The sequence below is a fragment of the Lichenicola sp. GTC18331 genome (assembly GCF_055386855.1).
The window spans coordinates 2,883,905-2,907,464 of sequence record NZ_AP045015.1 but is presented as its reverse complement, the minus strand read 5'-3'; the positions used below and the strand labels follow the sequence as shown (position 1 = coordinate 2,907,464).

The 23,560-nt window shown below is 68.1% G+C and carries 21 protein-coding genes; 11 read left to right on the top strand and 10 right to left on the bottom strand.

All coding sequences use genetic code 11. The features are described from left to right. Positions 1–97: 97 nt before the first annotated feature. Positions 98–1,468: a beta strand repeat-containing protein gene (locus ACZ5BM_RS13265; RefSeq protein WP_498908593.1), complete on the bottom strand. Its 1,371-nt coding sequence runs from the start codon at positions 1,466–1,468 to the stop codon at positions 98–100. A gap of 354 nt (positions 1,469–1,822) precedes the next feature. On the opposite strand from ACZ5BM_RS13265, the gene ACZ5BM_RS13260 reads away from it, so the two are divergent. Together ACZ5BM_RS13260 and ACZ5BM_RS13255 are read left to right on the top strand one after the other, a co-directional pair. After that, entirely contained in the window at positions 1,823–5,185 is a 3,363-nt protein-coding gene (locus tag ACZ5BM_RS13260; protein WP_498908592.1) for a glycosyltransferase, read from the top strand. Further along, the gene (locus ACZ5BM_RS13255; RefSeq protein WP_498908591.1) at positions 5,182–6,117 is read left to right on the top strand and encodes a Rossmann-fold NAD(P)-binding domain-containing protein; all 936 of its coding nucleotides are present in this window, start codon (positions 5,182–5,184) and stop codon (positions 6,115–6,117) included. The genes ACZ5BM_RS13260 and ACZ5BM_RS13255 overlap by 4 nt, the downstream gene beginning before the upstream one ends. A gap of 136 nt (positions 6,118–6,253) precedes the next feature. On the opposite strand, the gene ACZ5BM_RS13250 is transcribed toward ACZ5BM_RS13255, so the two are convergent. Beyond that, on the bottom strand, positions 6,254–8,299 hold the full coding sequence (locus ACZ5BM_RS13250; RefSeq protein WP_498908590.1) for a glutamine-dependent NAD(+) synthetase: 2,046 nt from the start codon (positions 8,297–8,299) through the stop codon (positions 6,254–6,256). A gap of 184 nt (positions 8,300–8,483) precedes the next feature. Here ACZ5BM_RS13250 and crtI point away from each other — a divergent pair, with 184 nt between their 5' ends. The 6 genes from crtI (at position 8,484) to ACZ5BM_RS13220 (ending at position 14,391) form a co-directional block, all read left to right on the top strand. Then, entirely contained in the window at positions 8,484–10,070 is a 1,587-nt protein-coding gene (gene crtI / locus ACZ5BM_RS13245; protein ID WP_498908589.1) for a phytoene desaturase family protein, read from the top strand. Beyond that, positions 10,067–11,605: a phytoene desaturase family protein gene (locus ACZ5BM_RS13240; protein ID WP_498908588.1), complete on the top strand. Its 1,539-nt coding sequence runs from the start codon at positions 10,067–10,069 to the stop codon at positions 11,603–11,605. Before crtI ends, ACZ5BM_RS13240 begins: the two co-directional genes overlap by 4 nt. A 153-nt stretch (positions 11,606–11,758) precedes the next feature. Next, positions 11,759–12,580 (top strand): lysophospholipid acyltransferase family protein, encoded by an 822-nt coding sequence (locus ACZ5BM_RS13235; RefSeq protein WP_498908587.1) that lies wholly within the window; start codon positions 11,759–11,761, stop codon positions 12,578–12,580. Further along, a complete protein-coding gene (locus tag ACZ5BM_RS13230; RefSeq protein WP_498908585.1) occupies positions 12,577–13,680 on the top strand; it encodes a glycosyltransferase family 2 protein in 1,104 nt (367 codons plus the stop codon). Before ACZ5BM_RS13235 ends, ACZ5BM_RS13230 begins: the two co-directional genes overlap by 4 nt. A gap of 13 nt (positions 13,681–13,693) precedes the next feature. Then, complete coding sequence (locus ACZ5BM_RS13225) at positions 13,694–14,119, top strand: DUF2141 domain-containing protein (protein ID WP_498908583.1); 426 nt, start codon at positions 13,694–13,696, stop codon at positions 14,117–14,119. A 95-nt stretch (positions 14,120–14,214) separates the two neighbouring features. Beyond that, positions 14,215–14,391: a DUF1328 family protein gene (locus ACZ5BM_RS13220; RefSeq protein ID WP_498908581.1), complete on the top strand. Its 177-nt coding sequence runs from the start codon at positions 14,215–14,217 to the stop codon at positions 14,389–14,391. Positions 14,392–14,432: 41 nt separating this feature from the next. Here ACZ5BM_RS13220 and ACZ5BM_RS13215 read toward each other — a convergent pair whose 3' ends face one another. From ACZ5BM_RS13215 to ACZ5BM_RS13185, 7 genes are all read right to left on the bottom strand, one after another. Continuing rightward, entirely contained in the window at positions 14,433–14,960 is a 528-nt protein-coding gene (locus ACZ5BM_RS13215; protein ID WP_498908580.1) for a disulfide bond formation protein B, read from the bottom strand. Further along, positions 14,957–16,315: an alpha,alpha-trehalose-phosphate synthase (UDP-forming) gene (locus tag ACZ5BM_RS13210; RefSeq protein WP_498908579.1), complete on the bottom strand. Its 1,359-nt coding sequence runs from the start codon at positions 16,313–16,315 to the stop codon at positions 14,957–14,959. Before ACZ5BM_RS13210 ends, ACZ5BM_RS13215 begins: the two co-directional genes overlap by 4 nt. After that, positions 16,303–17,061 carry a trehalose-phosphatase gene (otsB, locus tag ACZ5BM_RS13205; protein WP_498908578.1) on the bottom strand — a complete coding sequence of 253 codons (759 nt, stop codon included), beginning with the start codon at positions 17,059–17,061 and terminating at the stop codon, positions 16,303–16,305. The genes ACZ5BM_RS13210 and otsB overlap by 13 nt, the downstream gene beginning before the upstream one ends. A gap of 61 nt (positions 17,062–17,122) precedes the next feature. Further along, positions 17,123–17,773, bottom strand: a complete 651-nt coding sequence (locus tag ACZ5BM_RS13200; protein WP_498908576.1) for a DUF2155 domain-containing protein — start codon at positions 17,771–17,773, stop codon at positions 17,123–17,125. Next, complete coding sequence (locus ACZ5BM_RS13195) at positions 17,770–17,976, bottom strand: hypothetical protein (RefSeq protein WP_498908575.1); 207 nt, start codon at positions 17,974–17,976, stop codon at positions 17,770–17,772. Before ACZ5BM_RS13195 ends, ACZ5BM_RS13200 begins: the two co-directional genes overlap by 4 nt. Further along, positions 17,973–18,599, bottom strand: coding sequence for an outer membrane lipid asymmetry maintenance protein MlaD (gene mlaD, locus ACZ5BM_RS13190; RefSeq protein WP_498908574.1), 627 nt, complete (start codon positions 18,597–18,599; stop codon positions 17,973–17,975). The genes ACZ5BM_RS13195 and mlaD overlap by 4 nt, the downstream gene beginning before the upstream one ends. A 3-nt stretch (positions 18,600–18,602) precedes the next feature. Then, a complete protein-coding gene (locus ACZ5BM_RS13185) occupies positions 18,603–18,962 on the bottom strand; it encodes an NADH-ubiquinone oxidoreductase subunit NDUFA12 family protein (RefSeq protein WP_498911630.1) in 360 nt (119 codons plus the stop codon). 213 nt (positions 18,963–19,175) lie between these two features. Between ACZ5BM_RS13185 and ACZ5BM_RS13180 the strand changes: the two genes are divergently transcribed. From ACZ5BM_RS13180 to ACZ5BM_RS13170, 3 genes are read left to right on the top strand one after another with little or no spacing between them, the layout of a single operon-like run. Beyond that, positions 19,176–20,597 (top strand): TSCPD domain-containing protein, encoded by a 1,422-nt coding sequence (locus ACZ5BM_RS13180; protein WP_498911628.1) that lies wholly within the window; start codon positions 19,176–19,178, stop codon positions 20,595–20,597. Beyond that, complete coding sequence (locus tag ACZ5BM_RS13175) at positions 20,594–21,064, top strand: RidA family protein (protein ID WP_498908573.1); 471 nt, start codon at positions 20,594–20,596, stop codon at positions 21,062–21,064. Before ACZ5BM_RS13180 ends, ACZ5BM_RS13175 begins: the two co-directional genes overlap by 4 nt. A 48-nt stretch (positions 21,065–21,112) precedes the next feature. Continuing rightward, on the top strand, positions 21,113–22,285 hold the full coding sequence (locus tag ACZ5BM_RS13170; RefSeq protein ID WP_498908571.1) for a GNAT family N-acetyltransferase: 1,173 nt from the start codon (positions 21,113–21,115) through the stop codon (positions 22,283–22,285). Positions 22,286–22,319: 34 nt separating this feature from the next. Here the strand turns inward: ACZ5BM_RS13170 and ACZ5BM_RS13165 are convergent, their stop codons facing one another. Continuing rightward, the gene (locus ACZ5BM_RS13165; RefSeq protein ID WP_498908570.1) at positions 22,320–23,540 is read right to left on the bottom strand and encodes an NADP-dependent isocitrate dehydrogenase; all 1,221 of its coding nucleotides are present in this window, start codon (positions 23,538–23,540) and stop codon (positions 22,320–22,322) included. Positions 23,541–23,560: the final 20 nt, after the last annotated feature.

Sequence of the window (23,560 nt, the reverse complement as noted above, 5' to 3'; positions counted from 1 at the left end):
GATGAGCGTTGGTCCAAAAAAAACCGGGCCAAAAGGCCCGGTTTTCTGCACGTGGTCGTCGGCAAACCTGCCGAAGAAGTTCGAAGAGTTCGGCGGTTTAGCCGCCGATGAACTTCGAGGGGTCGAGGTTCGTCACGTTGGTGAAGGTGACGGTGCTGTTGTCGGCGAGGGTGATGGTGGTGTTGCCGCCGACGGTCTTGGCCGTCGACAGGGCGTTCGCCACTTCGTTCGAGCCGTAACCGAACAGACCCACCAGGTTGCCGGACGCGCTGCCGAAATCGCTGATGGTGATGCTCGGAGCCGCACCCGACCCGTGCGCCGTGCCGTTGGCGGCGATGACGAACAGGTTGCCCGCGCCCGAACCACCGGTCAGCGTCTGCTGGCCGAGACCGGCCACCAGCGTGTCGGCGCCCGTGCCGCCAGCGATGCTGTTGATGCCACCCGCACCGACGACCGACGACACGTTCGAGATGAAGCCGGCGAAACCGACCGTGCTGCCCGAACCGTTGAGGGTCTCGTTGCCCGAACCGGCGACCAGCACGGAGTGCGTGTTGGCGTTGCCGCCCGTGAAGGTGATGTTGGAGCCGTTGGAGCCGAACACCGTGGCAACGCCCATGCCGGCATTGACGGTCGCGCTCGCCGCGGCGCCGCCGATGAAGGTCAGCGTGCTGCTGCCGAACTCGGACACGGTGGTCGGACCGTTGCTGGCACCGAACACGGTGGTCGCGGCGGACGCGTTGATGGTGTCGTTCGCGCCGGCGAAGACGGTGGAGACGCCGTTCAGCGTGAAGGTGTTGTGCGAACCGCCGATGCCCTCGATGTAGGAGGTGCCGGTGCCGCCATAGACCGTGGAGTTCGAACCGAACATGTTCAGCGTGTCGGAGCCCGAACCCAGGAAGATACGATCCGTACCTTCGGAGTTGACGGTGTCCGCGCCGTTGCCGAGCACGATCAGGTTGTTGCCGAGACCGGCGTCGATCGAGCTGTTGCCGTTGCCGGAGAAGATCGTGTCGTTGCCGTCGCTGGTGGCGACCGTGTAGGCGCCGGCGCCGGAATTGATGAAGAGGTTGTTGCCGCCGCCCGCGATGAAGGTGCCGCTTTCCGCACCCGCGAGGTAGGTCGCGCCGCCGGTGCCGACGAGGGTCGACAGAGTCTGGCCGCTGGTCGCCGCCGTGGCGTCGATCAGCACGCGCTGAACGGTGTCGGTAATGAAGTGGTCATAACCGGAGGCATAGGTGAAGATGCCGCCCGAGGTCGCGACCAGCTCGTTCACCGAGGAACCCGTCGGCGGAACCGGAGCGGTCGAGCTCTGGTCCACGGCCGCCATGAAATAGCTGCCGGACGCGGACGCCGCGTCCACGGCGGCGGCATAGGCCTTCGCGAGAGTGAAGGCCTGGGAGCCGTTCACCGTAACCGGAATTGTGTGATAGCCGCCTGAACCGACGACCGTAACGATACCACCTGCCATGTCGAACTCTCCTGCGATGCCGGCGTGCCCCGATGGAGCGGACGCCACGACCGATGCGTGCACTGCGGAAACTACCGACGATTATGCCGCACTGCAACCAAAAATCCCCTCGGATCGAATCCTATTTTCGGCATTCGTCCCAATTCTGCTCCAATATCTCTTCGCTCCGCCGAATGTGAACCGGAACAGTTGGGAACTATCGAGTTCCCGATGATCCGCGACAGGTAAAGACACACAAAATCGTTAGAGAATGATGAATATTGAGCGTCGGCGCCTCCCGCTGCCGCCATTGACGAGTCGGGCGCGCCGGGTCACCCATTCCGCTCCATGCAGACCGCCCCAGGATCTCTGTCCGTGCCCGACCCTTCCTCCGCGGTGGCGGCCTTGCTGCATCCCGCGCTGGATGGCGCGTTCGTCCGCCTGCCTCACGACGCCGCTCACACTGACTGGGCAGGACAGATTCCGTTCCTGTGCTGGCTCGTCGCCGCCCGACATCCGTCCAGTCTGGTGGCTTTGGGGGCCGAAGCGTTTCCGGCCTATCTGGCCTGTTGCGAAACCGTCGGACGGCTGGATCTGCCGACGCGCTGCCGGTTGCTGTTCGACCGGGCGGCGGAACCGTCGCCCGATCTGGCAGCCCGGCACGACAGCCGTTACAGCGCCTTCTCGCGGCTGGCGGCGATCCCGGATCCGTCCGACCTGTCTACCATCCCCGACCGGTCGATCGCCCTGCTGATCATGAGCGTGGGCCGGCAGGACCGTCCGGACACGCTGGCGCCCTGGCTTCTTAAGCTGCAACCCGATGCGGTCCTGGCGATCCATGGGCTGTTCCGGGATGCCGCCGGGCCGGATGCCGCCTGGATCGACTGGCTCCGGGACCGACCGGCCTTCGTTCTGGACCAGGAACCCGGCCTGGCCGTTCTGGCAGGCGGCGAAACCGTGCCGGCGATGCTGGCGCCGCTGCTCGACGGGAGGGCGGACTCCCGGGACGCAACGCGTCTGCGCGATCGTTTCGCCCATCTCGGCGAGCGCTGGCGCCTCGAGGCACGCCGGTCGGAGGAGTCCGTCGCGCGAATCCGGTCGGACGAGCAGGAACGGGCGATCCAGGCCGAGCTGCGCGGCACGCTCCAGGCCTTGTCGGCCGCCCATGACCGACTCCGCGACGAGCTCGCCTCGACCAAGGCCGACCGCTATCGCCTCGAGCGCGATCTGCTGGACGCCTCCACGCGCCTGGACGCGCAGGATCTCCGGCATCGTCAGGAGTGGAACGACACCGAAGCCCGCCTGGAGGCCGGTTTCGCCTCGGTCCAGGCGAAGCTCGACGCCGTTCGTCAGGCCGCCGGCGCGGAACAACAAGCACAGCGCGCGGCGTTCCTGGCCGAACAACAAGAGCAGCGGCTGATCGCCGCCCAGGCCTTGGGCGAAGCCCACGCGACCTCGGCGACGCTCAGGCAGGCCCTGGAAGCGGCCGAACGCCGTCTGCAGGCATTGCAGAACTCCGTCTCATGGCGGCTGACGCGTCCGTTGCGCTCCGTCCGGGCGCGTCTGCGCGTCTCCCCCGCCATCCTTCCGGCGCCAGAACCGCCGCCTGCCGCCGACCTCCCCTTGTATCCGGACCCTCCGACCGAGACCGCTCCCGCCCCGGACCGGACCGGCGACGAGCCGCCCGCTCCCGCCGGGATCGTCTTGCCCGAACATGGCCCGGACACCGTGGCGGCGGAACCCGCGATCGCCCCCGCGCCGGGACCGAACGGCTGGCGGCCGATCCGCCGCATCCTGTTCGTGGCCGGCGAACCCGGCACGCCCGGCGCCACCTATCGCACTCTCCGCAACGCCGCCGCCTGCCGCGCGGCCGGCTACGAGGCGGAGTGCGTCGACATCGCCGGGGTCAATCCGGACAATCTCGCCGCCGCCGACCTTCTGGTGCTGTGGCGCGCCGGGCATAGCGGCCACGTGCAGACCATGCTCGATCTGGCCGCCACCGCCCGCACCCGCGTCGCCTTTGACATCGACGACCTGATCTTCCAGCCCTCCCTCGCGGTGGCGGAGATCATCGACGGCATCCGCACCGCCTTCGTCACCGAGGCGGAAAGCCGCTCCTATTTCCAGTCCATGCAGCGCACGCTGACCAACAGCGATCTCTGCATCGCCACCACGCGAGAGCTGGCCACGGCCGCCGGGCTGCAGCACCCGATGGTGCAGGTCATCCCGAACAGCTTCGACGCCGAGGTCGGGCGCGCGTCGCGCCGGGCCGCGCGGCTGCGCGGCGAGCGCAGCGAGGACGGGCTGGTGCGCCTCGGCTATGCCGGCGGCACGCGCACCCATCAGCGCGACTTCGCCACCATCGTCCCCGCCCTGGCCGCCGTGCTCGCCGACCGCCCGCAGGCGCGCCTCACCTTGTTCCGGGACGGCCGCAGCGGCGAAGGCCTCGTTCTGGTCGACGAGTTCCCCGAATTGCTGTCCTTCGCCGAGCAGATCGAATGGCGCGACATGGTGCCGCTGGCCGATCTCCCCGGCGAGCTGGCCCGGTTCGACATCTCTCTCTGCCCGCTGGAGCGCGACAACCCGTTCTGCGAGGCCAAGAGCGAGCTCAAATATTTCGAGTCAGCCCTTGCTGGCGTCTGCCTCGTCGCCAGCCCGACCGCACCGTTCCGACGCGCCGTCAGCGACGGCGTGACCGGCTTCCTCCCCCCGGACGACGCCGCCTGGACCGACACCCTGCTGCGCCTGGTGGACGACCCCTCCCTGCGCCACAGCGTCGCCCGTAATGCCCGCAACGACGTGCTGTGGCGGTTCGGCCCCAGGCGTCAGGCCGAACTCTGGGCGCTCCTGCTGGCACAGCTCGACGGCGGCGTGACGGCCGCCCGCGCGGCCGATCTCGCCCTACGGCGCGGCGATTATCCGCCCGCGGGTCTGCCGGAAATCCCCGACGGAGAGCTTCTGTTCTCGTTCGACCGGCTCGGCGAGGCGCAGGTCACCATCGGCATGACCTCGTATAACTACGAGACCTACCTACCGGAAACGCTCGAATCGGTCTCGAAACAGTCTCTGGAACACATCGATCTCGTGGTGGTCGATGACGGCTCGCGCGACGGTTCGGTCCCGCTCCTGCTGGACTGGGCCGAACGCAACCGCACGCGCTTCAACCGCCTGCGCATCCTCCGCACACGCACCAATGCCGGTCTCGGCGGCGCACGCAATCTGGTGTTCGATCAGGCGGAAACGCCCTGGATCATGGTACTGGATTCCGACAACCACCTCGCCCCGAACGCCTGCGAGGCCCTGCTGCGTGCGGTCGAGACCGACGCCCTAGCCGCCTTCGCCTATCCTCGCATCCGCCAGTTCGGCGGCGCCGATCTCGTCATGGGGGCGGACGATTTCCAGCCTGCGCGCCTCGCCTCCGGCAACTACATCGACGCCATGGCCCTGATCGCCAAATGGGCCTGGGCGGCCGCTGGCGGCTACTACGTCCGGCGCGACGCCATGGGCTGGGAGGATTTCTCGCTCTGGTGCCGTCTGGTCGAACTCGGGCTGCACGGCGTGCCGGTGCCGGAAGAACTCGGCTTCTACCGCGTCCATGCCAGCTCGATGGTCAACGCCATCACCGAGCAATCCGACAACAAGCGCACCATGGTCGCCTTCGTGGAAAAGCGGCATCCCTGGCTGCGTCTGCGCATGCGCGCCGCCCGGAAGCGGCTGGAACGACCGGCCGCACGGTGAACGGTCGGACGCCACGCTGCCTCGTGCTGGGCGCAGGCGGATTCATCGGCACCAACCTGTGCCTGGCTCTTCAGACAAGCGGAATCGATGCCTCCGGTTTCGGCCGGGCACCGTCACCGCCGGCGGTGCTGCCCGACCTGCCCTGGAGACAAGGCGACATCGCCACCCTAAGCGATCCGGATGCCCTGGTCGCAGGCCACACCCATCTGTTCGACCTGATCGCCGCCGGCCTGCCGGGCCAATCCGAGCGCGATCCGGCCCGGATCGTCGCCGACGGTGTGCCGCCTCGCATCCGCCTGCTCGAAGCCTGCCGCCGGCAAGGCGTCGAACGCATCGTGTTCGCCTCGTCCGGCGGAACCGTCTACGGACCGTCCGGCTCGATGCCGATCCGGGAAGACGCGCCGACCGATCCGATCTCCGCTTACGGAATCGGCAAGCTCGCCGTGGAACAGTATCTCCGCCTGTTTCGGCATCAGTACGGGCTCGATCATCGGATCCTGCGCATCGGCAACGCCTACGGACCGTTCCAGCAGCCGGAACGCGGCCAGGGCCTGGTCGCCGCCGTTCTGCACAAGCTGAGGCGGAACGCACCGATCCATATCTGGGGCGACGGCTCCACCATACGCGACTACATCCATATCGACGACGTGGTCGCGGCGATCCTCGCCGTGTCGTTTTCGCCCGACCCCGAAACGCGGCTTTGCAACGTCGGCAGCGGGATCGGCCGGGACGTCAACAGCGTGATCCGAGACGCAGCGCGCATTCTCGGCCGCACGCCGGAGATCGTTTATCACCCGGGCCGCAGCGCCGATGTGCCGGTCAACATCCTGGATGCGACCCGTCTGCGCCATTCCACGGGGTGGCAGCCGGAGATGGCCTGGGAAGACGGCTTGGAAGATACTGCGCGATGGCTTGAGAGTGTTCTTTCTTGAAAGAAAGAACCAAAGAACTTTTGTTCGTTGGTTGACGGACCTTTCCAACGCTCAGATCTCAACAAACAAAAGTCTTTTTGCTTCTTTTTCTTCAGGAAAAGAAGTGCTTCACTAACCCCGCCACCGCACGACAACCTCAGACATCCGGCACGTTGGCCTCCAGCTCGTCCAACCAGACACGCGCGCTGCCATCCGACGGCGCGCGCCAATCGCCGCGCGGCGACAGCGATCCACCGCTCGACACCTTGGGCCCGTTCGGCGCCGCCGTGCGCTTGAACTGCGAAAACCCGAAGAACCGGCGCAGAAACACACGCATCCAGCGCTTGATCTCAGCCAAGTCGTATTCCGGCCGCTTGTCGGCGGGAAATCCGGGCGGCCAGCCGCCACGCCCGGCATCGCTCCAGGCCCGTTCGGCCAGAAACGCCACCTTGGACGGCCGGAACCCGTAACGCAGCGTGTAGAACAGCGTGAAATCCTGCAGCGCGTACGGGCCGATCTTGGATTCCGTGCTCTGGATCGGCTGATCCGCGCTCGCCGGCACAAGCTCGGGCGAAATCTCCGTCGCGAGGATACGCGCCAACGTGTCCGGCACGGGTGCTGCGAACCAACCCGCCCCCATCACCCAGCGGATCAGATGTTGGATCAACGTCTTCGGCAGACCGGCATTGACGTTGTAGTGCGACATCTGGTCACCCACGCCGTAGGTGCACCAGCCGAGCCCCAATTCGCTCAGATCGCCGGTGCCGACGACGATGCCGTCATGCTGGTTGGCGAGGCGGAACAGGAAATCCGTCCGCAGCCCCGCCTGCACGTTTTCGAACGTCACGTCATAGAGCGGCTCACCGTCGGCGAACGGATGGCGCATCGCCTCGAGCATCAGCCGCGCGGAGGGACGGATATCCAGCGTCTCGCCGCGAACCCCCAGCGCCTCCATCAGCGCCAGAGCATTGCTCAGCGTTTCCGAACCGGTGCCGAAACCCGGCATGGTGTAGGCCAGAATCGCATCCCGCCCGAGCCCGAGACGATCCACGGCACGCGCAGCCACGATCAGCGCCTGGGTGGAATCGAGCCCGCCCGACACGCCGATCATCAGACGCTTGCAGCCGATCGCCCGCATGCGCTGCATCAGCGCCGAAACCTGGATGTTGTAGCTCTCGAAACAATCCTGCTCGAGACGCGCCGAATCCGACGGCACGAACGGGAAGCGTTCCAGAGGCCGGCGGAAACCGATATCGCCCGCAGGCGGCGCGGCGCGGAAACCGATCCTGCGCCACGTCCCGATACCGCCCTCCGACACGCGATTGGCGTCGAAGCTGGTCATGCGCGCCCGCTCCTGGCGCAGCAGATCCAGATCCACATCCACCAGAAGCGCCTGCGGCCCGGCCGGAAACCGTTCGCTCTCGCCCAAAGGAGCACCCGCCTCGAACACCGCCACCTGCCCGTCCCAGGCGACGTCGTTGGTGCTCTCGCCCTCCCCGGCCGCCGCATAGAGATAGGCGCTCACCGTCCGCGCCGACTGCGCCTGCACCAGCAGACGACGCGTTTCCGCCTTGCCCACCGTGATGTTGGATGCGGACAGATTGGCGATCACGCTGGCGCCAGCCAGAGCCAGGCGCGTCGACGGCGGCAGCGGCACCCAGAGATCCTCGCAAATCTCCACCCCCACCGTCAGACCCGTCACATCCTCGGCCTCGAACAACAGATCGGTGCCGAACGGCACATCGGTTCCGGCAAGACGGATCCGCTCGCCGGCACGCCCGACACCGGGCGCGAACTGGCGCGGTTCGTAGAACTCGCGATAGCCCGGCAGGAACGATTTCGGCACCACGCCCAGAATGCGGCCGCGCTGGATCGCCACCGCCGCATTGAACAGCGCGTCCGCATGCCGCACCGGCGCTCCGGCCAGGATCAGGATGCCGAGTTCCGCCGTTCGCTCCGCGAGCGACGCGATCGCCGCCTCCACCGCATCCAGCAGCGCATCCTGCTGGCGCAGATCGTCGATCGCGTAGCCGGACAAACCCAGCTCGGGAAACACCGCCAGAACCGCGCCCTCGCCGGCGGCCCTGGAGGCGAGGGCGGCCGTCGCCTCGGCGTTGCGGAGCGGATCGGCCAGGGACACGGGCAGGGTACACGCCGCCACACGCACGAAGCCGTGCCGGTAGATCGAGCGGAAATCCGTCATGCGCTGCCCCCTTTGCCCACAGATGCGCGGCAGGACGGCCGGAAGCAAGCACGGCGCCCGGCGGCCGTCGCGCAACCGGCACATATCACGCCTGCGCACAACCCAGGATGACGCGACAAAAGCTGCGGAAATCCGGAATAACGAGACTGGCGCGACAGGGTCGTTCGTGTAGGATCGAACCCTCATGACGCGCCCCGTTTCGATTGTTGGAGCAGGTCCGGGCGGTCTCGCCGCCGCGATGCTGCTGAGCCATGCCGGTGCGGACGTCACCGTGTTCGAGCGCCATGATGCGGTGGGCGGACGCTCCGCAACGCTGGAAGGCAACACGCCGCAAGGCCGGTTCCACTTCGATATCGGCCCCACCTTCTTCCTGTATCCGCGCGTCCTGTCCGACATCTTCGCGCAATGCGGGCGCAGGCTCGAAGATTCGGTCGAGCTGATCAGGCTCGATACACATTACGACATTCTGTTCGAGGGCCACGGCCGCATCACCGCCAGCAGCGACATTCCCCGTCTGCAGGAAAGCGTGGCGCGTTTGTCACCTGATGACGCGGCGATGATCCCGGCCTTCCTGGCCGATAGCCGGAGGAAGCTGGCCGCGTTCCGGCCCGTGCTGGAAAACCCGTTCAACAGCGCCGCCGATCTTCTGAAACCGGACGTGCTGAAGGCGCTGCGCCTGCTGCGCCCGTTCTCCTCCGTGGACGACGATCTCAAGCGCTGGTTCAAGGACCCGCGCGTGCGTCTCGGCTTCTCGTTCCAGAGCAAATATCTGGGCATGTCGCCGTATCGCTGCCCGAGCCTGTTCACGATCCTCGCGTTCATGGAATACGAGTTCGGCATCTTCCATCCCCGCGGCGGTCATGGCGCAGTGATGCGGGCGATGGCCGATGCCGCGCGTCAGATGGGTGCCAAATTCCGCACCGGCGAACCCGTGCGCGAGGTGCTGTTCGAGAACAAGCGCGCGGTCGGCGTACGCACCGATGCCGGCGTCACCAAGGCCGATGCGGTGGTGATGAACGCCGATTTCCTGTCGGCCATGACCGATCTGGTTCCGAAAAAGAACCGCAAACGCTGGAACGATCGCAAGATCGCCAAAACCAAACTCTCCTGCTCCACCTTCATGCTGTATCTTGGCATCAAGGGCCGGATCGACGGTCTCGCCCACCACACCATCTATCTGGCCGAGGATTACGCGCAAACGCTGCGCGAGGTGGAAAGCGGCGAAAAGCCGCCCGCCGATCCGTGCTTCTACATCCAGAACGCCTGCGTCACCGACCCGGCCCTGGCGCCGCCCGATCACTCCACGCTCTATGTCCTGGTGCCGGTCGGTCACGAACGCGAAGGCGGCCCGGACTGGAGCGTCGAGGCGCCGCGCTATCGCGATCTGGTGCTCGATCGTCTCGCGCGCGCCGGCGTGCCCGATATCCGCGACCGCATCGTGTTCGAAAAGATCATGACGCCACCTGCCTGGGACGAGGAACTCGACGTCCATCGCGGCGCAGTGTTCAACCTCGCCCACAATATCGGCCAGATGCTCAATCTGCGCCCGCATAACCGGTTCGAGGACGCGGAGCGTCTGTATCTGGTCGGCGGCGGCACCCATCCGGGCAGCGGCCTTCCGGTGATCTTCGAAGGCGCACGCATCAGTTCGCGTCTGCTGGCCGGGGATCTCGGCCTGAAGCCGGTCGAGACCACCATGCCGTTCGCCGGCACCGATGGCGCGCCCAGGACCGGGCTCGACGAAACCGTTCTCGAGAAAGGCATCGCATGACCGAACCTGTCGGCGTCATCGGGTCCGGCCTGGGCGGTCTCGCCGCCGCCTGCACGCTCGCCGCGCGCGGGCACAAGGTGGTGCTGTTCGAGAAGAACGACTGGCTCGGCGGCAAGGCCGCGCTGCACGAAGCGGACGGTTTCCGCTTCGACATGGGCCCCACCATCCTCACCGTGCCGTCCGTGCTGGAACGCATCTTCGCCGAAGCCGGCGAGCGCATGGCCGATCATCTCGATCTGCGCAGAATCGATCCGCAATGGCGCTGCTTCTTCGAGGACGGCACCGTGCTCGACCTGGATCAGGACGTCGCGGCGATGGCGCTGCGCCTGCGCGGCTTCTCCGGCGCCGAAGAAGGCAACACCGAGCAGGGCTATCTCGATTTCATCCGCCAGAGCGAGAACCTGCATCGCATCAGCGACAAGTTCTTCTTCTGGAAATCCGTCGAGGATATCGGCGACACCATGGATCTGAAGGCGGGCATGAACCTCGCCACCATGCGCGACATCCTCAGCCTGCGCATGGGGTCTTCGGTCGCCAAACAGATCCGCAGACACGTCCCGGACGAGCGCGTGTCGCAGATGCTTGATCATTTCGTGCAATATGTCGGCTCCTCGCCGTATCTCGCGCCCGCCGTCCTGTGCGGCATCGCCCATATGCAGACGCAGGAAGGCGTGTGGTACCCGATCGGCGGCACGCGCGCGGTGCCGGAAGCGCTGGTGGCGCTCGGCGAGCGTCTCGGCGTCGAATACCGCACCGGATGCGGCGTGCGACGCGTTCTGCAGGAGAACGGAAAAGCCTGTGGCGTGGAAACCGACACCGGCGAGTTCGTGCGCCTGTCGCGCGTCGTCTCCAACATGGACAGCGTCCGCACCTATCGCGAGCTGGTCGGGGGGGCCGCGGAACGAAGCTTCTCCAAGCGCTGGAAACGCGAACCGGCCTGTTCCGGCGTCGTGCTCTATCTCGGCCTCGACAAGGCCTACGACCATCTCCAGCACCATGATTTCGTGTTCTCCCGCGACCCGGAAGAAGAGTTCGACGCCATCTACCGTCGCGGCGAGCCGGCACCCGATCCGACCTGCTACATCGCCGCACCGGCGCGCACCGAACCCGGCGTCGCCCCGCCCGGCGGCGAGGCACTCTATATCCTGGTGCACACGCCCTATCTGCGTCCGCATCACGACTGGACCGCGATGCTGCCCGCCTACCGCAAGGTGATCTTCGACAAGCTCGCGCGCACCGCCGGCATGGCCGATCTGGAATCGCGCATCCGCACGGAACGCGTGCTCACCCCGGTCGACATTAACGAGCGCTACAACGTGCTCGACGGCGCCATCTACGGTCTCGCCAGCCACGGCTCGGTGATGGGCGCATTCAAGCCGGGCAACCGCTCGCGCGACCTCAAGAACCTTTATCTCGCCGGCGGCGCCGCCCATCCCGGCCCGGGCATGCCGATGGTGATGATGTCCGGCTGGATCGCCGCAGACAGTCTCGATCAGGACGCCAAAAGCAACGCGCCGGAGCGGCTCAGCGCGTAGACGATGCGACTGGAAGAAGGCTTGTTCTTTTTTGCAAAAAAGAACCAAAAAACTTTTAGCCGTTTGGTGCCGAGAACATCGCCGGTTCGAGAACCAGAACGGATAAGAGTCTTTTTGCTTCTTTTTCTTCAGAAAAAGAAGACTAGCCTCTAGATGCCGCCCCTCCCACCCGACCCGATCGCGCAACGCTCGAACCGGCTGTTCCGGCTGTTCGGCTTCTACCTGCGCTGGCGCTTCGGCCGTCATTTCCACGCCGTCCGTTTGTCCGGCATCGACCCGGCCACCCTCCCCGCTGACCGTCCGGTGGTGATCTTCTCCAACCACCCCTCCTGGTGGGACCCGGCCGCCTTCATGCTGCTGGCCGATCGCTGCTTTCCCGGGCGCCCGGGCTTCGGACCGATGGACGAGGAAGCGCTCGGCCGCTACGGCTTCTTCCGCAAACTCGGCATTTTCGGCATCGACAAACACAGCGCCGCAGGCGCGCGCCGCTTCCTGCTGGTCGCACGCCGCGTGCTGGGCGAGGCAAGCGGCCCCGGCGGACGGGCGATGATGTGGATCACCGCAGAGGGCGATTTCACCGATCCGCGTCGCCGCCCGGTCCGGCTCCGGCCCGGCATCGCCCATCTCGCCGCCTCGACCCCGGAAGCGCTGCTGGTGCCGCTGGCGATGGAATACGTGTTCTGGAACGAGAGCCGCCCCGAGGCATTGCTGCGTCTCGGCACCCCGATCGACGCCGCGCAAGGCGGCCGCGCGGCAGAGTGGGCGCCGAGGCTGGAACGCGCCCTGGCCGACACCATGGACGCCCTGGCGACCGACGCCGTCCGGCGCGACCCCGCCTTGTTCACCACGCTGAACGACGGCACGGCCGGCGCGGGCTGGATCTACGACCAATGGCGCAGGCTGCGCACGCTCGGCGCGGGACGGCGCTTCGATCCGTCCCATGGCGGCCGACACCGGACCGGAGAACACCCATGAAACGCGTCGCAGGATGGGCCGCCCTCGGCCTCGCCAGCCTCCCGCTCGGCATCGCCGCCGCCAATCTGCGCCTGCTGCGACGCCCCGAACCCGTTTACGGCCGCCCGGCCGTCTCGGTGCTGATCCCCGCGCGCGACGAGGAAGCCAACATCGCCGCCGCCGTGCGCGCCGTGCTCGCCAATCGCGACGTCGAAATCGAGCTGCTCGTGCTGGATGACGGCTCCACCGACCGCACCGCCGCCATCCTGGCCGGGATCGACGACCCGCGCCTGTCCGTCATCACCGGCGCAGGCGTTCTGCCGCCCGGCTGGTCCGGCAAGCAGCACGCCTGCGCCCGGCTGGCCGAACGCGCCTCGCACGAGCTGATGGTGTTCGTGGACGCCGATGTGCGTCTTGCTCCGGACGCGCTGTCCCGCCTCGCCGGATTCATGCAGGCCGACACGTCGCTCGGCCTCGCCAGCGGGGTGCCGCACCAGACCACGATCCGGCCCGGAGAATGGCTGCTGCTGCCGCTGATCCATCTGCTGCTGCTTGGCTACAGGCCGATCTGGCTCGATCGCGACCAGCGCCGGCCCGGCTTCGCCGCCGGCTGCGGCCAGCTCTTCGTCGCCCGGCGATCGCTTTATCGCGCCATGGGCGGGCACGACGCGATCCGCGCGTCCAAGCATGACGGGCTGACCCTGCCGCGCGCCTTCCGACGCGCCGCCTTCCCGACCGGCCTGTTCGACGCCACCGATCTGGCCGAATGCCGCATGTATCAGGATTGGCCGACGCTCTGGTCCGGCCTCGGCAAGAACGCCACCGAGGGCATGGCCACGCCCGCCGCCCTTCCGGTCTGGACCGCGCTGCTGTTCGGTGGTCACGTGCTTCCGTTCCTGCTGTGCCTGTCAGGTCGCACACGCACCCGGCCCGCCATCGCCGCCATGCTCGCCAGCCTGGGGCTCCGCGCCCTGCTCGCCGCGCGATTCAGGCAGGACGTGCGCGGCGTGGCGTCGCAGCCGGCCGGCGTGCTTCTTCTGCTGTGGCGGCAATGGACCGCCTTGTTCGCGGCCCGCGCCGGACGGCCCACGGAATGGCGCGGCCGCACCTACCAGAGCTGACCGGAGGCGGCGCATGAACCGCTTTTGTTTCGGGCTGATCGCCCTTCCCGCCCTGCTGACGGCCGCTGCCGCCGCCAGGGCCGACACCCTCACCGTGACGGTCGACAACGTGCGCGACGCGCTCGGCCATGTGCGGATCGGCGTCTGCACCAAGGCGGAATTCCTCGGCGAGTCCTGCCGGTTCCACGCCGTGATCCCCTCCGCCGCCGGGAAGGTGGTGGCCCGCATCCCGGTGCAGCCCGGCACATACGCCGTCGCCGCCTATCAGGATTCTACCGATGCCGGCCATCTGCGCCGGTCCTTTCTCGGCGTCCCGCGCGACGGCACCGGCTTCTCGCGCGATCCGAGCCTGCGCTTCGGCCCACCCTCCTTCGCCGACAGCGCCGTCACGCTCGGGCCGGGCGACCACGCCCTCACCGTCACCTTGCATTATTTCTGACGCCCCGCCGGGCATCCGACGCACAGTGCGGACGTTACGCTCTCGGTCTCAATCGCCGGTATGCGGTTCCGCCCGCGACAACAGGAGCGACAACAATGGATCTTCTTCGCTGGACGCTGATCTTCCTGGTCATCGCCCTGATCGCCGGCGTGTTCGGCTTCGGCGGCATTGCCGCGGGCGCTGCCGAGATCGGCAAGATCCTGTTCTTCGTCTTCCTGGTGCTGTTCCTGATCAGCCTGTTCTACGGCCGCGGCCGCAATCGCCGCCTGTGACGTGATGAGGGGACGGAGGCGGACGCCTCCGCCCCCGACGGTCAGCCCGGGCGGGTGTCGAACATCCTTTTGCGATGCCCCGGCCCCGCCAGAAGCAGGATCGCGCTGATCACCAGCGCGTAGGCGAACCCGGCGGTCACCACCGAGACTGGCGACCCGGGAAACAACGGGTTGGCCGCATCGCAGGGCTTGGCCGGACGCGCGGGCATGGCCGCCAGACGTTCGGCAAAGCTGAGACCGGCCCGGAAATGCGGCGCCTGGCATTCGGGCAAGGGACTCGGCCACCATCCCTGCTCCACGCCCACATGCAGCCCGCCCAGCACCAGGGCGGCGAGCGCGCACAACAGCGCCAGAGACCAGAGCGGCCGGGCCGTCCGGCCGAACAGGCCGAATAGCGCCCAGACGATCCCGACCGCCAGCAGAAGCCGATACGGCACACGCTCCCACAGGCACAACGCACAGGGCGCCATGCCGCGCGCATGCTCCAGCCAGAAGGCGAAAAGGAGGGCGAAGCCGCCGGCGACGAGGCAGAACAGCCCGCGCCGGATCGCATCGCGACCCGCGATCATGCGGCAGACACCGCAGGCTCGGGAGTCTCGGCGAGCGCCCGCAGGAAATCGGCGGCCCAGCTCGCGGCGGTGGCGGCGTGGATCGCCCGGTTCATCCCGGTCCAACGCTCGATGCGCTCGTCCCGCTTCATCCGCAACGCCTGATCCAGCGCCTCGGCAATCTCGTCCGGATCGAGCGGATTGACCAGAAGCGCGTCGCCCAGCTCCGGCGCCGCGCCGGCGAAGCGCGACAGGACCAGCACGCCGGGATCGGCTGCATTCTGCGCCGCCACGTATTCCTTGGCCACCAGATTCATGCCGTCCCGCAGCGGCGTCACCAGGCCGATTTGCGCATGGCGATGCACGCTGGCCAGGATCTTCCGCGAAATCGGACGGGTGATGTAGCGCAACGGCAGCCAGTCGATCTCGGCCCATTCGCCGTTGATGCGCCCGGCCAGCTCGTCCAGCTCGCGTCGCAGCGCCTGGTATTCCGCGACGTCGCCGCGCGACACGGGCGCGATCTGCAGGAAGCTGACCTTGTTGCGGTGCTCCGGGAAGCGCTTCAGCAGCCGCTCGAAGCCCAGGAAGCGCTCGGGAAGGCCCTTGGAATAATCCAGCCGGTCCACACCCAGGATCAGCGATCGCCCGCCGAGCGCGTCGAGGAAGCGCCCCATCTCCTTGGTGTTCTCACCACGCGCGGCCTGGCGGGCGAAGCTGTCCGGGTCGATGCCGATCGGAAACGCGCCGACCGGCTTCTCCACGCCGACGGCCTGGAGGGCCCCACGCAGATTGGCGGCGTCTTGTTCCGTCTGCACGCCGATCAGATCGTAGGCGGCGAGATCGCGCAGCAGCAGATCGGCCCCCGGCATGGCCCGGAACAGCTGCTCCGGCGGAAACGGGATGTGGAGGAAGAAGCCGATCCGGTTGCCCACCCCTTCGGCCCGCAAGGCGTCGCCGAGCGGAAAGAGCTGGTAGTCCTGCACCCAGACCGTGTCGTCCGGCTCCAGCAGCGGCGCCAGGGCGCGGGCATAGAGACGGTTCACCTCCAGATAGGTTTCCAGCTCTTCCCGGCTGTAGTTCATCAGGCCGACACGGTAATGGCAGACCGGCCAGAGGATGCCGTTGGAGAAGCCCTGGTAGAAGCCTTTCAGCTGCCGTTCGGAAAGCGGGATGGTCGCGTAGGTGACATTATCATTCACCGTGATATTTAATTCCGGATCGGCCCCGTCCTTGCCGTCGGTTCCGCCCGACCAGCCGAACCACAGGCTCGGTTGTCCCTTGATCGCGTCCGCCAGACCGACCGTCAGACCGCCCGCCGCTTGCGTGACCTCGCGGGGCGAGGGAACGCGGTTGGAAACGATGACTAGCCGTGCCATGCGGCGGCCCCCGGCGCGGTCCGGGACAGGGTGTGCAGCCAGGCGCGGAACGCATCCGGGTCCGGGAAGTCGGCCGGGATGCGGAAGCCGGTCCCGCCCAGCGCTTCTGCGCCGCGGATCCCGTCCTCGTCCGTCACGTCATCGCCGACGAACACCGGCAGACGACCGCTGAACGGCGCCGTCTGCATCAGCGCGAGCACCGCGTTTTCCTTGCTGACACCGTCCGGCTTGATCTCCCAGGCCATCTTGGCGGCCTGGATATGGAACAGACCGGCGCCTTCGCCGTCGCCGATCAGGCGCTCGGCTTCGGCGCGGATCGCGTCTCCGGCCTCGGGGACGGCCCGGAAATGCAGCACCAGCCCCGCCTTCTTGCGCTCCACGCGCGCGCCCGGGAAGGCGGACGCGATGCGCTCGCAGCCGTCGATCCAGTGTTCCGGCAGCGACGGCAGCGTGGCGCGTTCGATCGAACCGCCCGGACGATGGCGCACGGCGATGCCGTGTTCTCCCGCCACCGCGAACGGCACGTCGGGCAGGAAATGGTCGATCTGGTCGATCGGCCGGCCGCTCACCACCGCCAGCGCATCGCCGCAGACGCGGCGCAGCGCCAGAAGCGTATCGCGCAGGCCGGGCGGCACCGACACCGATTCCGGCGTCGGCGCGATATCGACGAGGGTGCCGTCGAAATCGAGCAGAAAGGCGGCGCGTGCCGGTGCGGGCAGGCGATCGAAGCGGGACGGGTGCGGCATGGTCGAGCTCATGTCGATGGAAACAGGCCCGGCCGGAGCCGGTTCCGACACGCCGTCGCTGTCAGCGTCGTTTCGGCGGCGCGCCCGAAGGATAAACCGCATCCGGCGCCCCGTCGGACGGGGCGGGCGCGGCGTTGCTGGGCGCAGCCGGCGCGCCGGGCGGCGGCGGCTGAATCTCGGGCTGGCCCTGGTCGATCGCGTCCGGGGCGGGGCCGTCCGGAAGGGTGTCGCCCGCATCCGGCACGGGGGGCGGCGTGTTGCGGATCAAACCGGGCGGGGCCGGCACGGGGGCCGGCAAAGGCGGCGCCAGCGGCGCGACCTTGTCGCCCTGGCAGTTCACCAGCTGCACGCCGTAGACCGGGCTCTCGAACACGCCGATCGAGGGCTCGTTGGCGAAGGTCCATCCGGCGAACGGTTGGCCGTTGCCGTGCCCGTCCTGCACGTCGAGAAAGGCCGCGGAATCGTGCGGAATGCCGTCGGGACGGTCCATGCAGGCGCGCAGGGTCACGGACAGGCTCTTGTAGTGTCCGGTCTGGCCCGCCGCGAGGGTGAGAACCTCCACATGCGCATCCAGCTTGTCGAGGATGCGCACCAGGCCGGTGGCGCGTCCCTGCCACGCATCCGGCACCGGCATGATCGGCGGGGGCACGTATTCCGCCCCCAGCGCGGAGGCCGGCGCGACCAGCAGCGCCGCCAGCAGGATGCGCCTCATGACGGCGCTCCGGCGGGTCCGGGCAGGTCGCGCACCATCTGCACCAGCAGCGCGCGCATCGCCTCCGGGTCCACGCCCATCAGCACGGCGTCGTCGAACGCATCGCTCATCACCGAACGCAGTTCTCGCTCGTTCTCGTGCAGGACCTTGAGCTTCTCGTTGCACGAGACCGGCGCGCCATCCCGTCCGGGCCAGATTGTCACGGTGTCGGGCCACCCGCCGGCGCGGTCTGGGTCGCCGGGGTCTGGGTCGCCGGGGCTTGGGTCGCCGGGACTGCCGGAGCGGCGCCGGAGGCCGGGGCCGCGCCACCCTTCTTGGACGACATCGCATCGGTGACGCTGAAGATGAACTTGCTCAGCAGCTGTTCCAGGCTGATCGAACCCTGGGTCAGATCGATCTGACCGCCCGGCTTGATCACGGTCTCGGACCCGCCCGGGTTGAGCGCCAGATACTTGCCGCCCAGCAGGCTGTCGCTGGTGATGATCGCAGCGCTGTCCTCGGGCAGGTGGATGTCGTTGGCGACCGAGAACCGCACCACCGCCTGGAAGCTCTTCGGGTCGATCCGCTCGGCGGTGACCTGGCCGACCTGAACGCCGGCCAGCTTCACCGGAGAGCCGATCTCCAGCCCGTCGATATGGGGGAAGCGTGCACTGATCTCGTAGCCGGTCGCGGCCTTACGCCCGCTGCCGAGCAGGGCGAACGCCAGCAGCGCCGCCAGCCCGATCAGAACCAGCAATCCGACCAGAAACTCGAGGCCGCCCTTCGTGCCGCCCAGGGCACTGCCCTGTGCACTGCCTTGGGCCTCCGCCCGGCTGATGCCGCTCATCGATCAGTGATCCGGGGTCCAGGATTCGTAATCGCCCGTGGCGCTGGGACGCAGCCCGCCGCGATAATCGCTGCCCTGGGGGTGATATCCGTCCGCCTCGCCGGTGCGGTTGGGCACGAACGGCAGCTGCCAGGGCTTGCGCACGCTCGGCGGCAGCGGCGCATCCTCGACGTGATGCAGCCAGTTCCACCATTCGGCGGGGACGGCGGAGGCGTCCTCGCGGCCGTTATAGATCACCCAGCGTCTCGGCCGGCTGGTGTAACCGCCGGGGCCGCGCTCCTGGTAATAGGCGCGCCCGTCCTCGTCGCGGCCGATCAGCCGCCCGCGGAGCATGGTGAAAAGTCGGGTGCCGATCGCTGTCATGAGCCGCATCTTAGGCGGCGTTCCCGTCCCGGTCCATCCGCGCCGCAGCATTCTCGTTCGAATGGCGGGAGCGCTTCCGCCCGGCGCGGCGGCGGTCTACCCTGTGGAATGCGCAACGACCCGCCCGCCCCGCCAGCCCGTTCCCCCGCGCGTCGCAACGGCGGCGGTTCGACCGCCGCCGCCGAGTCGCGCCGGCGCTGGAACGGCGTGCGGATGCGCAACGCCTACGAGGCGGCCGACCCGGACTGCAATCCGCGCCACATCACCCTGCCCGCCGATTGGGACGACAGCGCCGCAGGCGCGCTCGCGGCGCTTCTGCCCGGCGACGGCTCCGTGGCGCTGGCCGATGCCGCCAATGCCTGGATCGACCGCATCGCCGCCCTGCCGAACGCGCCCGCCCCGCTCGGGCGCGAACTCGGTCTGCTGCTGCTGCGCCGGCGCGCCGCGCCGACCGAGGGGGTGTGGAACGGCGACACGAAGGAGCGTCCCGGCTTCGTGCTGAACCTCGCCGGCTTCGTGAAACCGGGCAGCGGCTTCGAGACCGAGGACTATGCCGCCGCGCTGGAAACGCTGTGCGGCGCGTTGCGCCTGCTGGCCGAACCGGGCCGTCCGTCGCCGATCCTGCTTTTGTCCAATCTCGATGCCTGCCTCGCCGCGCTCGGGCTCGACTATGACGGCGAGAACGGCCGCGACGTGGCCCGCTGCCTTTCCAACGCCGCCACGCTGGTGGCGCAGGGCGGCGATGGCGGGCAGATGGCGCTGATCCGGCCGCCCGGCCGCTGCGTGGTGCCGGGTCTCGCCGCGCTCGCCGCCCGCACCGCGTTTCCCGGCGGCCGCAGCGCGCGCATCGCCACCGGCTTCTCGCAGCCCGGCCCGGTGGACAGCCTGCTCGGCGTGGAAGGCAGCGGGCTCGGCCCGATCTTCTCGCCCCTGCGTCCGGACGGGCGTTTGTCCGAAAGCACGCTGGCGCGTCTGGCCGGGCGGGGTTTGACACCGGAAGCGGCGCTGGCGCTCAGCCTCGCCGGCGACGGCGTGCTGCCGCGCCCCGGACGCGACGCCTGGCTCGCCATGCATCGCGCGCTCAGCGGCCTCGTCGACGAGATGCCGTCTCTGCCCGAGCATCAGCCGACACTGGCCAGCGCCGGCACGCAGCGTCGCGCCCTGCCCGACCGCCGTCGCGGCTTCACCCAGAAGGCGGCCATCGGCGGGCATCGCCTGTTTCTCCAGACCGGCGAGTTCGAGGATGGCAGCCTGGGCGAGCTGACCATCACCCCGCCGCGCGAGAATCCGGCGATGCGCGGTCTGATGGATGCGTTCGGACGCGCCGTCAGCCTCGGACTCCAGCATGGCGTGCCGCTGGACGCCTATGTCGAGGCCTTCGCCTATACCAGCTTCGGGCCGCATGGCGCCGTGGAAGGCGACGGGCAGATCGCCCATGCCACCTCCCTGCTCGACTACGCCTTCCGCGCTTTGTCCGAGACCTATCTCGGCCGGGCGCTGCCGGACGCGCCGCATGACGAGCGCGTCGGACACGATCCCGACGACCGGCCTCTGCTGCCGCTCGACCTGCCGGAAACCGGCGCCAGACGAACCACGGGCCGGGCCGCGCTCCGGCTGGTAGGAGGACGCGGATGACCACCCCCCAGCAACGCCTCGACGCCCTCGGCATCGCCTTGCCGCAAGCCGCCGCCCCGGTGGCGAACTACGTCGCCGCCGTGCGCACCGGCAACCTTCTGGTGGTGTCGGGCCAGTTGCCGCTCGCCGAGGGGCGTCTCAGCGCCACCGGCAAGCTGGGTGGCGCCGTATCCGTGGAAGCCGGCGCGGAGGCGGCGAAACGCTGCATGATCAATGTCCTGGCCCAGATCCAGGCGGCTCTCGGCGGCGATCTGACCCGCGTGAAGCGTGTCGTGCGGCTCGGCGGCTTCATCGCCTGCACGCCCGATTTCACCCAGCACGCCACGGTGATGAACGGCGCGTCCGATCTTGCCGTGGCGGTGTTCGGCGATCTGGGCCGCCATGCCCGCTCCACCATCGGCGTGCCGTCCCTGCCGCTCGACGCGCCGGTCGAGGTCGAGGGGCTGTTCGAGATCGCGGGCGAATAGCGCCGCGTCCGGGGTGTGCGCCGGGCCGGACGGAACCATATCGAGCCGATGCCCGATTGCCCGCCCACCCTGTCTCTGTCCCTGCACCGCGCCATCGCCGAGATCGACCCGGCGGAATGGGATGCTTGCGGCGGGGGCACGAACCCGTTCGTCAGCCACGCCTTCCTCAGCGCGGTGGAAGACAGCGGCTCCACCGGACGCCGTACCGGCTGGCTGCCGCAGCACGCGGCCTTGCGCGACGAGAGCGGCACGCTGCTGGCCGCCGCGCCGATGTATGCCAAATCGCATTCCTACGGCGAATACGTGTTCGACCATGGCTGGGCGCAGGCCTTCGAGCGTGCCGGCGGCCAGTACTACCCCAAGCTCCAGGTGGCTTCGCCGTTCAGTCCGGTGACCGGGCCGCGTCTGCTGGTCCGGCCCGACACCGCCCATCCGCGCCCCGCCTTGATGGCGGCGATCGGCGACGCGCTGCGGCAGGCCTGCGGCGCGCTGTCGCTCTCCTCCGTGCATGTGGCGTTCTGCGAGGAGGACGAATACCGCCAGCTCGGCGAGCAGGGCTGGCTGCAACGGATCGGCGTGCAGTTCCATTGGGAGAATGACGGCTACGCCGATTTCGAGGCGTTCCTGGCCGCATTCAACTCCCGGAAGCGCAAGGCGGTGCGGCGCGAGCGGCGCGACGCGCAGGCGAGCGGGCTGGTGTTCCGCACCCTGCGCGGCCGGGAGATCACGCCGCGTCACTGGGCGGCGTTCTATCGCTTCTACCAGTCCACCGTGGACCGCAAATGGGGCAGCGCCTACCTCACCGAGCGGTTCTTTCCCCTGCTCGGCGACCGCCTGGGCGATGCGGTGGTGCTGATGGTGGCGGAGCATGAGGGCGAGCCGGTAGCGGGCGCCTTGAACCTGCTCGGGCCGGACGCGCTCTATGGCCGCAACTGGGGCTGCGAGGGCGACTGGCCGTTTCTGCATTTCGAGCTGTGCTACTACCGGGCGATCGAGTTTGCGATCGCGCATGGTTTGAAGCGCGTGGAAGCCGGTGCGCAGGGCGAACACAAGATCCAGCGCGGCTATCTGCCGCGGCCGACCTGGTCCGCGCACTGGATCGAGCATGGCGGCCTGCGTGATGCGGTGGCCGATTTCCTGGATCAGGAACGGCGGGCGCGGGAAGAGGAGATGGCCGAGCTGGCCACCCTCTCGCCCTATCGCCAGAACGGCGACGAGTAGGAGCCGGCCAGGACCGGCCGGCTCCCGTTCTCGCTCAGGAGCGCTTCAATGCCGCCTGGAGGTTCTCGTCCAGCTTCGCCAGGAAGTCCTGGGTGGTGAGCCATTTCTGTTCCGGCCCGACCAGGATCGCCAGATCCTTGGTCATGAAGCCGGATTCCACCGTGTCCACGCAGACTTTTTCGAGCGTGGTGGCGAAGTGGCTGACATCCGGGGTGTTGTCGAAGCGTCCGCGATAGTCGAGGCCGCGCGTCCAGGCATAGATCGAGGCGATCGGGTTGGTGCTGGTGGCACGGCCCTTCTGGTGCTCGCGGTAGTGGCGGGTGACGGTGCCGTGCGCGGCCTCGGATTCCACCGTGTTGCCGTCCGGGGACAGCAGCACGGAGGTCATCAGGCCGAGCGAGCCGAAGCCCTGCGCCACCACGTCGCTTTCCACGTCGCCGTCGTAGTTCTTGCAGGCCCAGACATAGCCGCCGGACCACTTCACGGCGCAGGCGACCATGTCGTCGATCAGGCGGTGCTCGTAGGTGAGGCCCTGCTTGTCGAACTCGGCCTTGAACTCGCGGTCGAAGATGTCCTGGAACGCGTCCTTGAACATGCCGTCATAGGCTTTCAGGATCGTGTTCTTGGTGGACAGGTAGACCGGCAGCTTGCGGGCAAGGCCGTAGTTGAAGGAGGCGCGGGCGAAGCCCTGGATCGAGGCGAGCGTGTTGTGGATGCCGAGGGCCACGCCGGGGCCCTTGAAGTCGTGGACTTCGAGCTCGATCGGCGCGCCGCCGTCGGCCGGCTGGTAGTTCAGCGTCACCTTGCCCGGGCCGGGGATCTTGGTCTCGGCGGCGCGGTAGATGTCGCCGTAGGCATGACGGCCGATGATGATCGGCTGGGTCCAGTGCGGCAGCAGGCGCGGGACGTTGGAGCAGATGATCGGCTCGCGGAAGATGGTGCCGTCCAGGATGTTGCGGATGGTGCCGTTCGGGCTGCGCCACATCTTCTTGAGGCCGAATTCCTCGACGCGGGCCTCGTCCGGCGTGATGGTGGCGCATTTCACGCCGACGCCGTAGGTCTTGATCGCGTTGGCCGCATCGACCGTGACCTGATCGTCGGTCTGGTCGCGATATTCGATGCCGAGATCGTAGTATTTCAGGTCGACGTCGAGATAGGGCAGGATCAGCTTCTCCTTGATGAAGCTCCAGATGATCCGAGTCATCTCGTCGCCGTCGAGCTCGACCACCGGGGTCGCGACCTTGATCTTCGCCATAATCCTACCTCGCCTCTCCG

Bases quoted from the DNA above. Each gene is read 5' to 3' on its own strand.
- ACZ5BM_RS13200 (WP_498908576.1), bottom strand. From the start codon at position 17,773: ATGAGGCGCATCCTGCTGGCGGCGCTGCTGGTCGCGCCGGCCTCCGCG.
- ACZ5BM_RS13225 (WP_498908583.1), top strand. From the start codon at position 13,694: ATGAACCGCTTTTGTTTCGGGCTGATCGCCCTTCCCGCCCTGCTGACG.
- ACZ5BM_RS13220 (WP_498908581.1), top strand. From the start codon at position 14,215: ATGGATCTTCTTCGCTGGACGCTGATCTTCCTGGTCATCGCCCTGATC.
- ACZ5BM_RS13165 (WP_498908570.1), bottom strand. From the start codon at position 23,540: ATGGCGAAGATCAAGGTCGCGACCCCGGTGGTCGAGCTCGACGGCGAC.
- ACZ5BM_RS13250 (WP_498908590.1), bottom strand. From the start codon at position 8,299: ATGACGGATTTCCGCTCGATCTACCGGCACGGCTTCGTGCGTGTGGCG.
- ACZ5BM_RS13170 (WP_498908571.1), top strand. From the start codon at position 21,113: ATGCCCGATTGCCCGCCCACCCTGTCTCTGTCCCTGCACCGCGCCATC.
- ACZ5BM_RS13210 (WP_498908579.1), bottom strand. From the start codon at position 16,315: ATGGCACGGCTAGTCATCGTTTCCAACCGCGTTCCCTCGCCCCGCGAG.
- ACZ5BM_RS13215 (WP_498908580.1), bottom strand. From the start codon at position 14,960: ATGATCGCGGGTCGCGATGCGATCCGGCGCGGGCTGTTCTGCCTCGTC.
- ACZ5BM_RS13175 (WP_498908573.1), top strand. From the start codon at position 20,594: ATGACCACCCCCCAGCAACGCCTCGACGCCCTCGGCATCGCCTTGCCG.
- ACZ5BM_RS13265 (WP_498908593.1), bottom strand. From the start codon at position 1,468: ATGGCAGGTGGTATCGTTACGGTCGTCGGTTCAGGCGGCTATCACACA.
- crtI (WP_498908589.1), top strand. From the start codon at position 8,484: ATGACGCGCCCCGTTTCGATTGTTGGAGCAGGTCCGGGCGGTCTCGCC.
- mlaD (WP_498908574.1), bottom strand. From the start codon at position 18,599: ATGAGCGGCATCAGCCGGGCGGAGGCCCAAGGCAGTGCACAGGGCAGT.
- ACZ5BM_RS13230 (WP_498908585.1), top strand. From the start codon at position 12,577: ATGAAACGCGTCGCAGGATGGGCCGCCCTCGGCCTCGCCAGCCTCCCG.
- otsB (WP_498908578.1), bottom strand. From the start codon at position 17,061: ATGCCGCACCCGTCCCGCTTCGATCGCCTGCCCGCACCGGCACGCGCC.
- ACZ5BM_RS13180 (WP_498911628.1), top strand. From the start codon at position 19,176: ATGCGCAACGCCTACGAGGCGGCCGACCCGGACTGCAATCCGCGCCAC.
- ACZ5BM_RS13235 (WP_498908587.1), top strand. From the start codon at position 11,759: ATGCCGCCCCTCCCACCCGACCCGATCGCGCAACGCTCGAACCGGCTG.
- ACZ5BM_RS13240 (WP_498908588.1), top strand. From the start codon at position 10,067: ATGACCGAACCTGTCGGCGTCATCGGGTCCGGCCTGGGCGGTCTCGCC.
- ACZ5BM_RS13185 (WP_498911630.1), bottom strand. From the start codon at position 18,962: ATGACAGCGATCGGCACCCGACTTTTCACCATGCTCCGCGGGCGGCTG.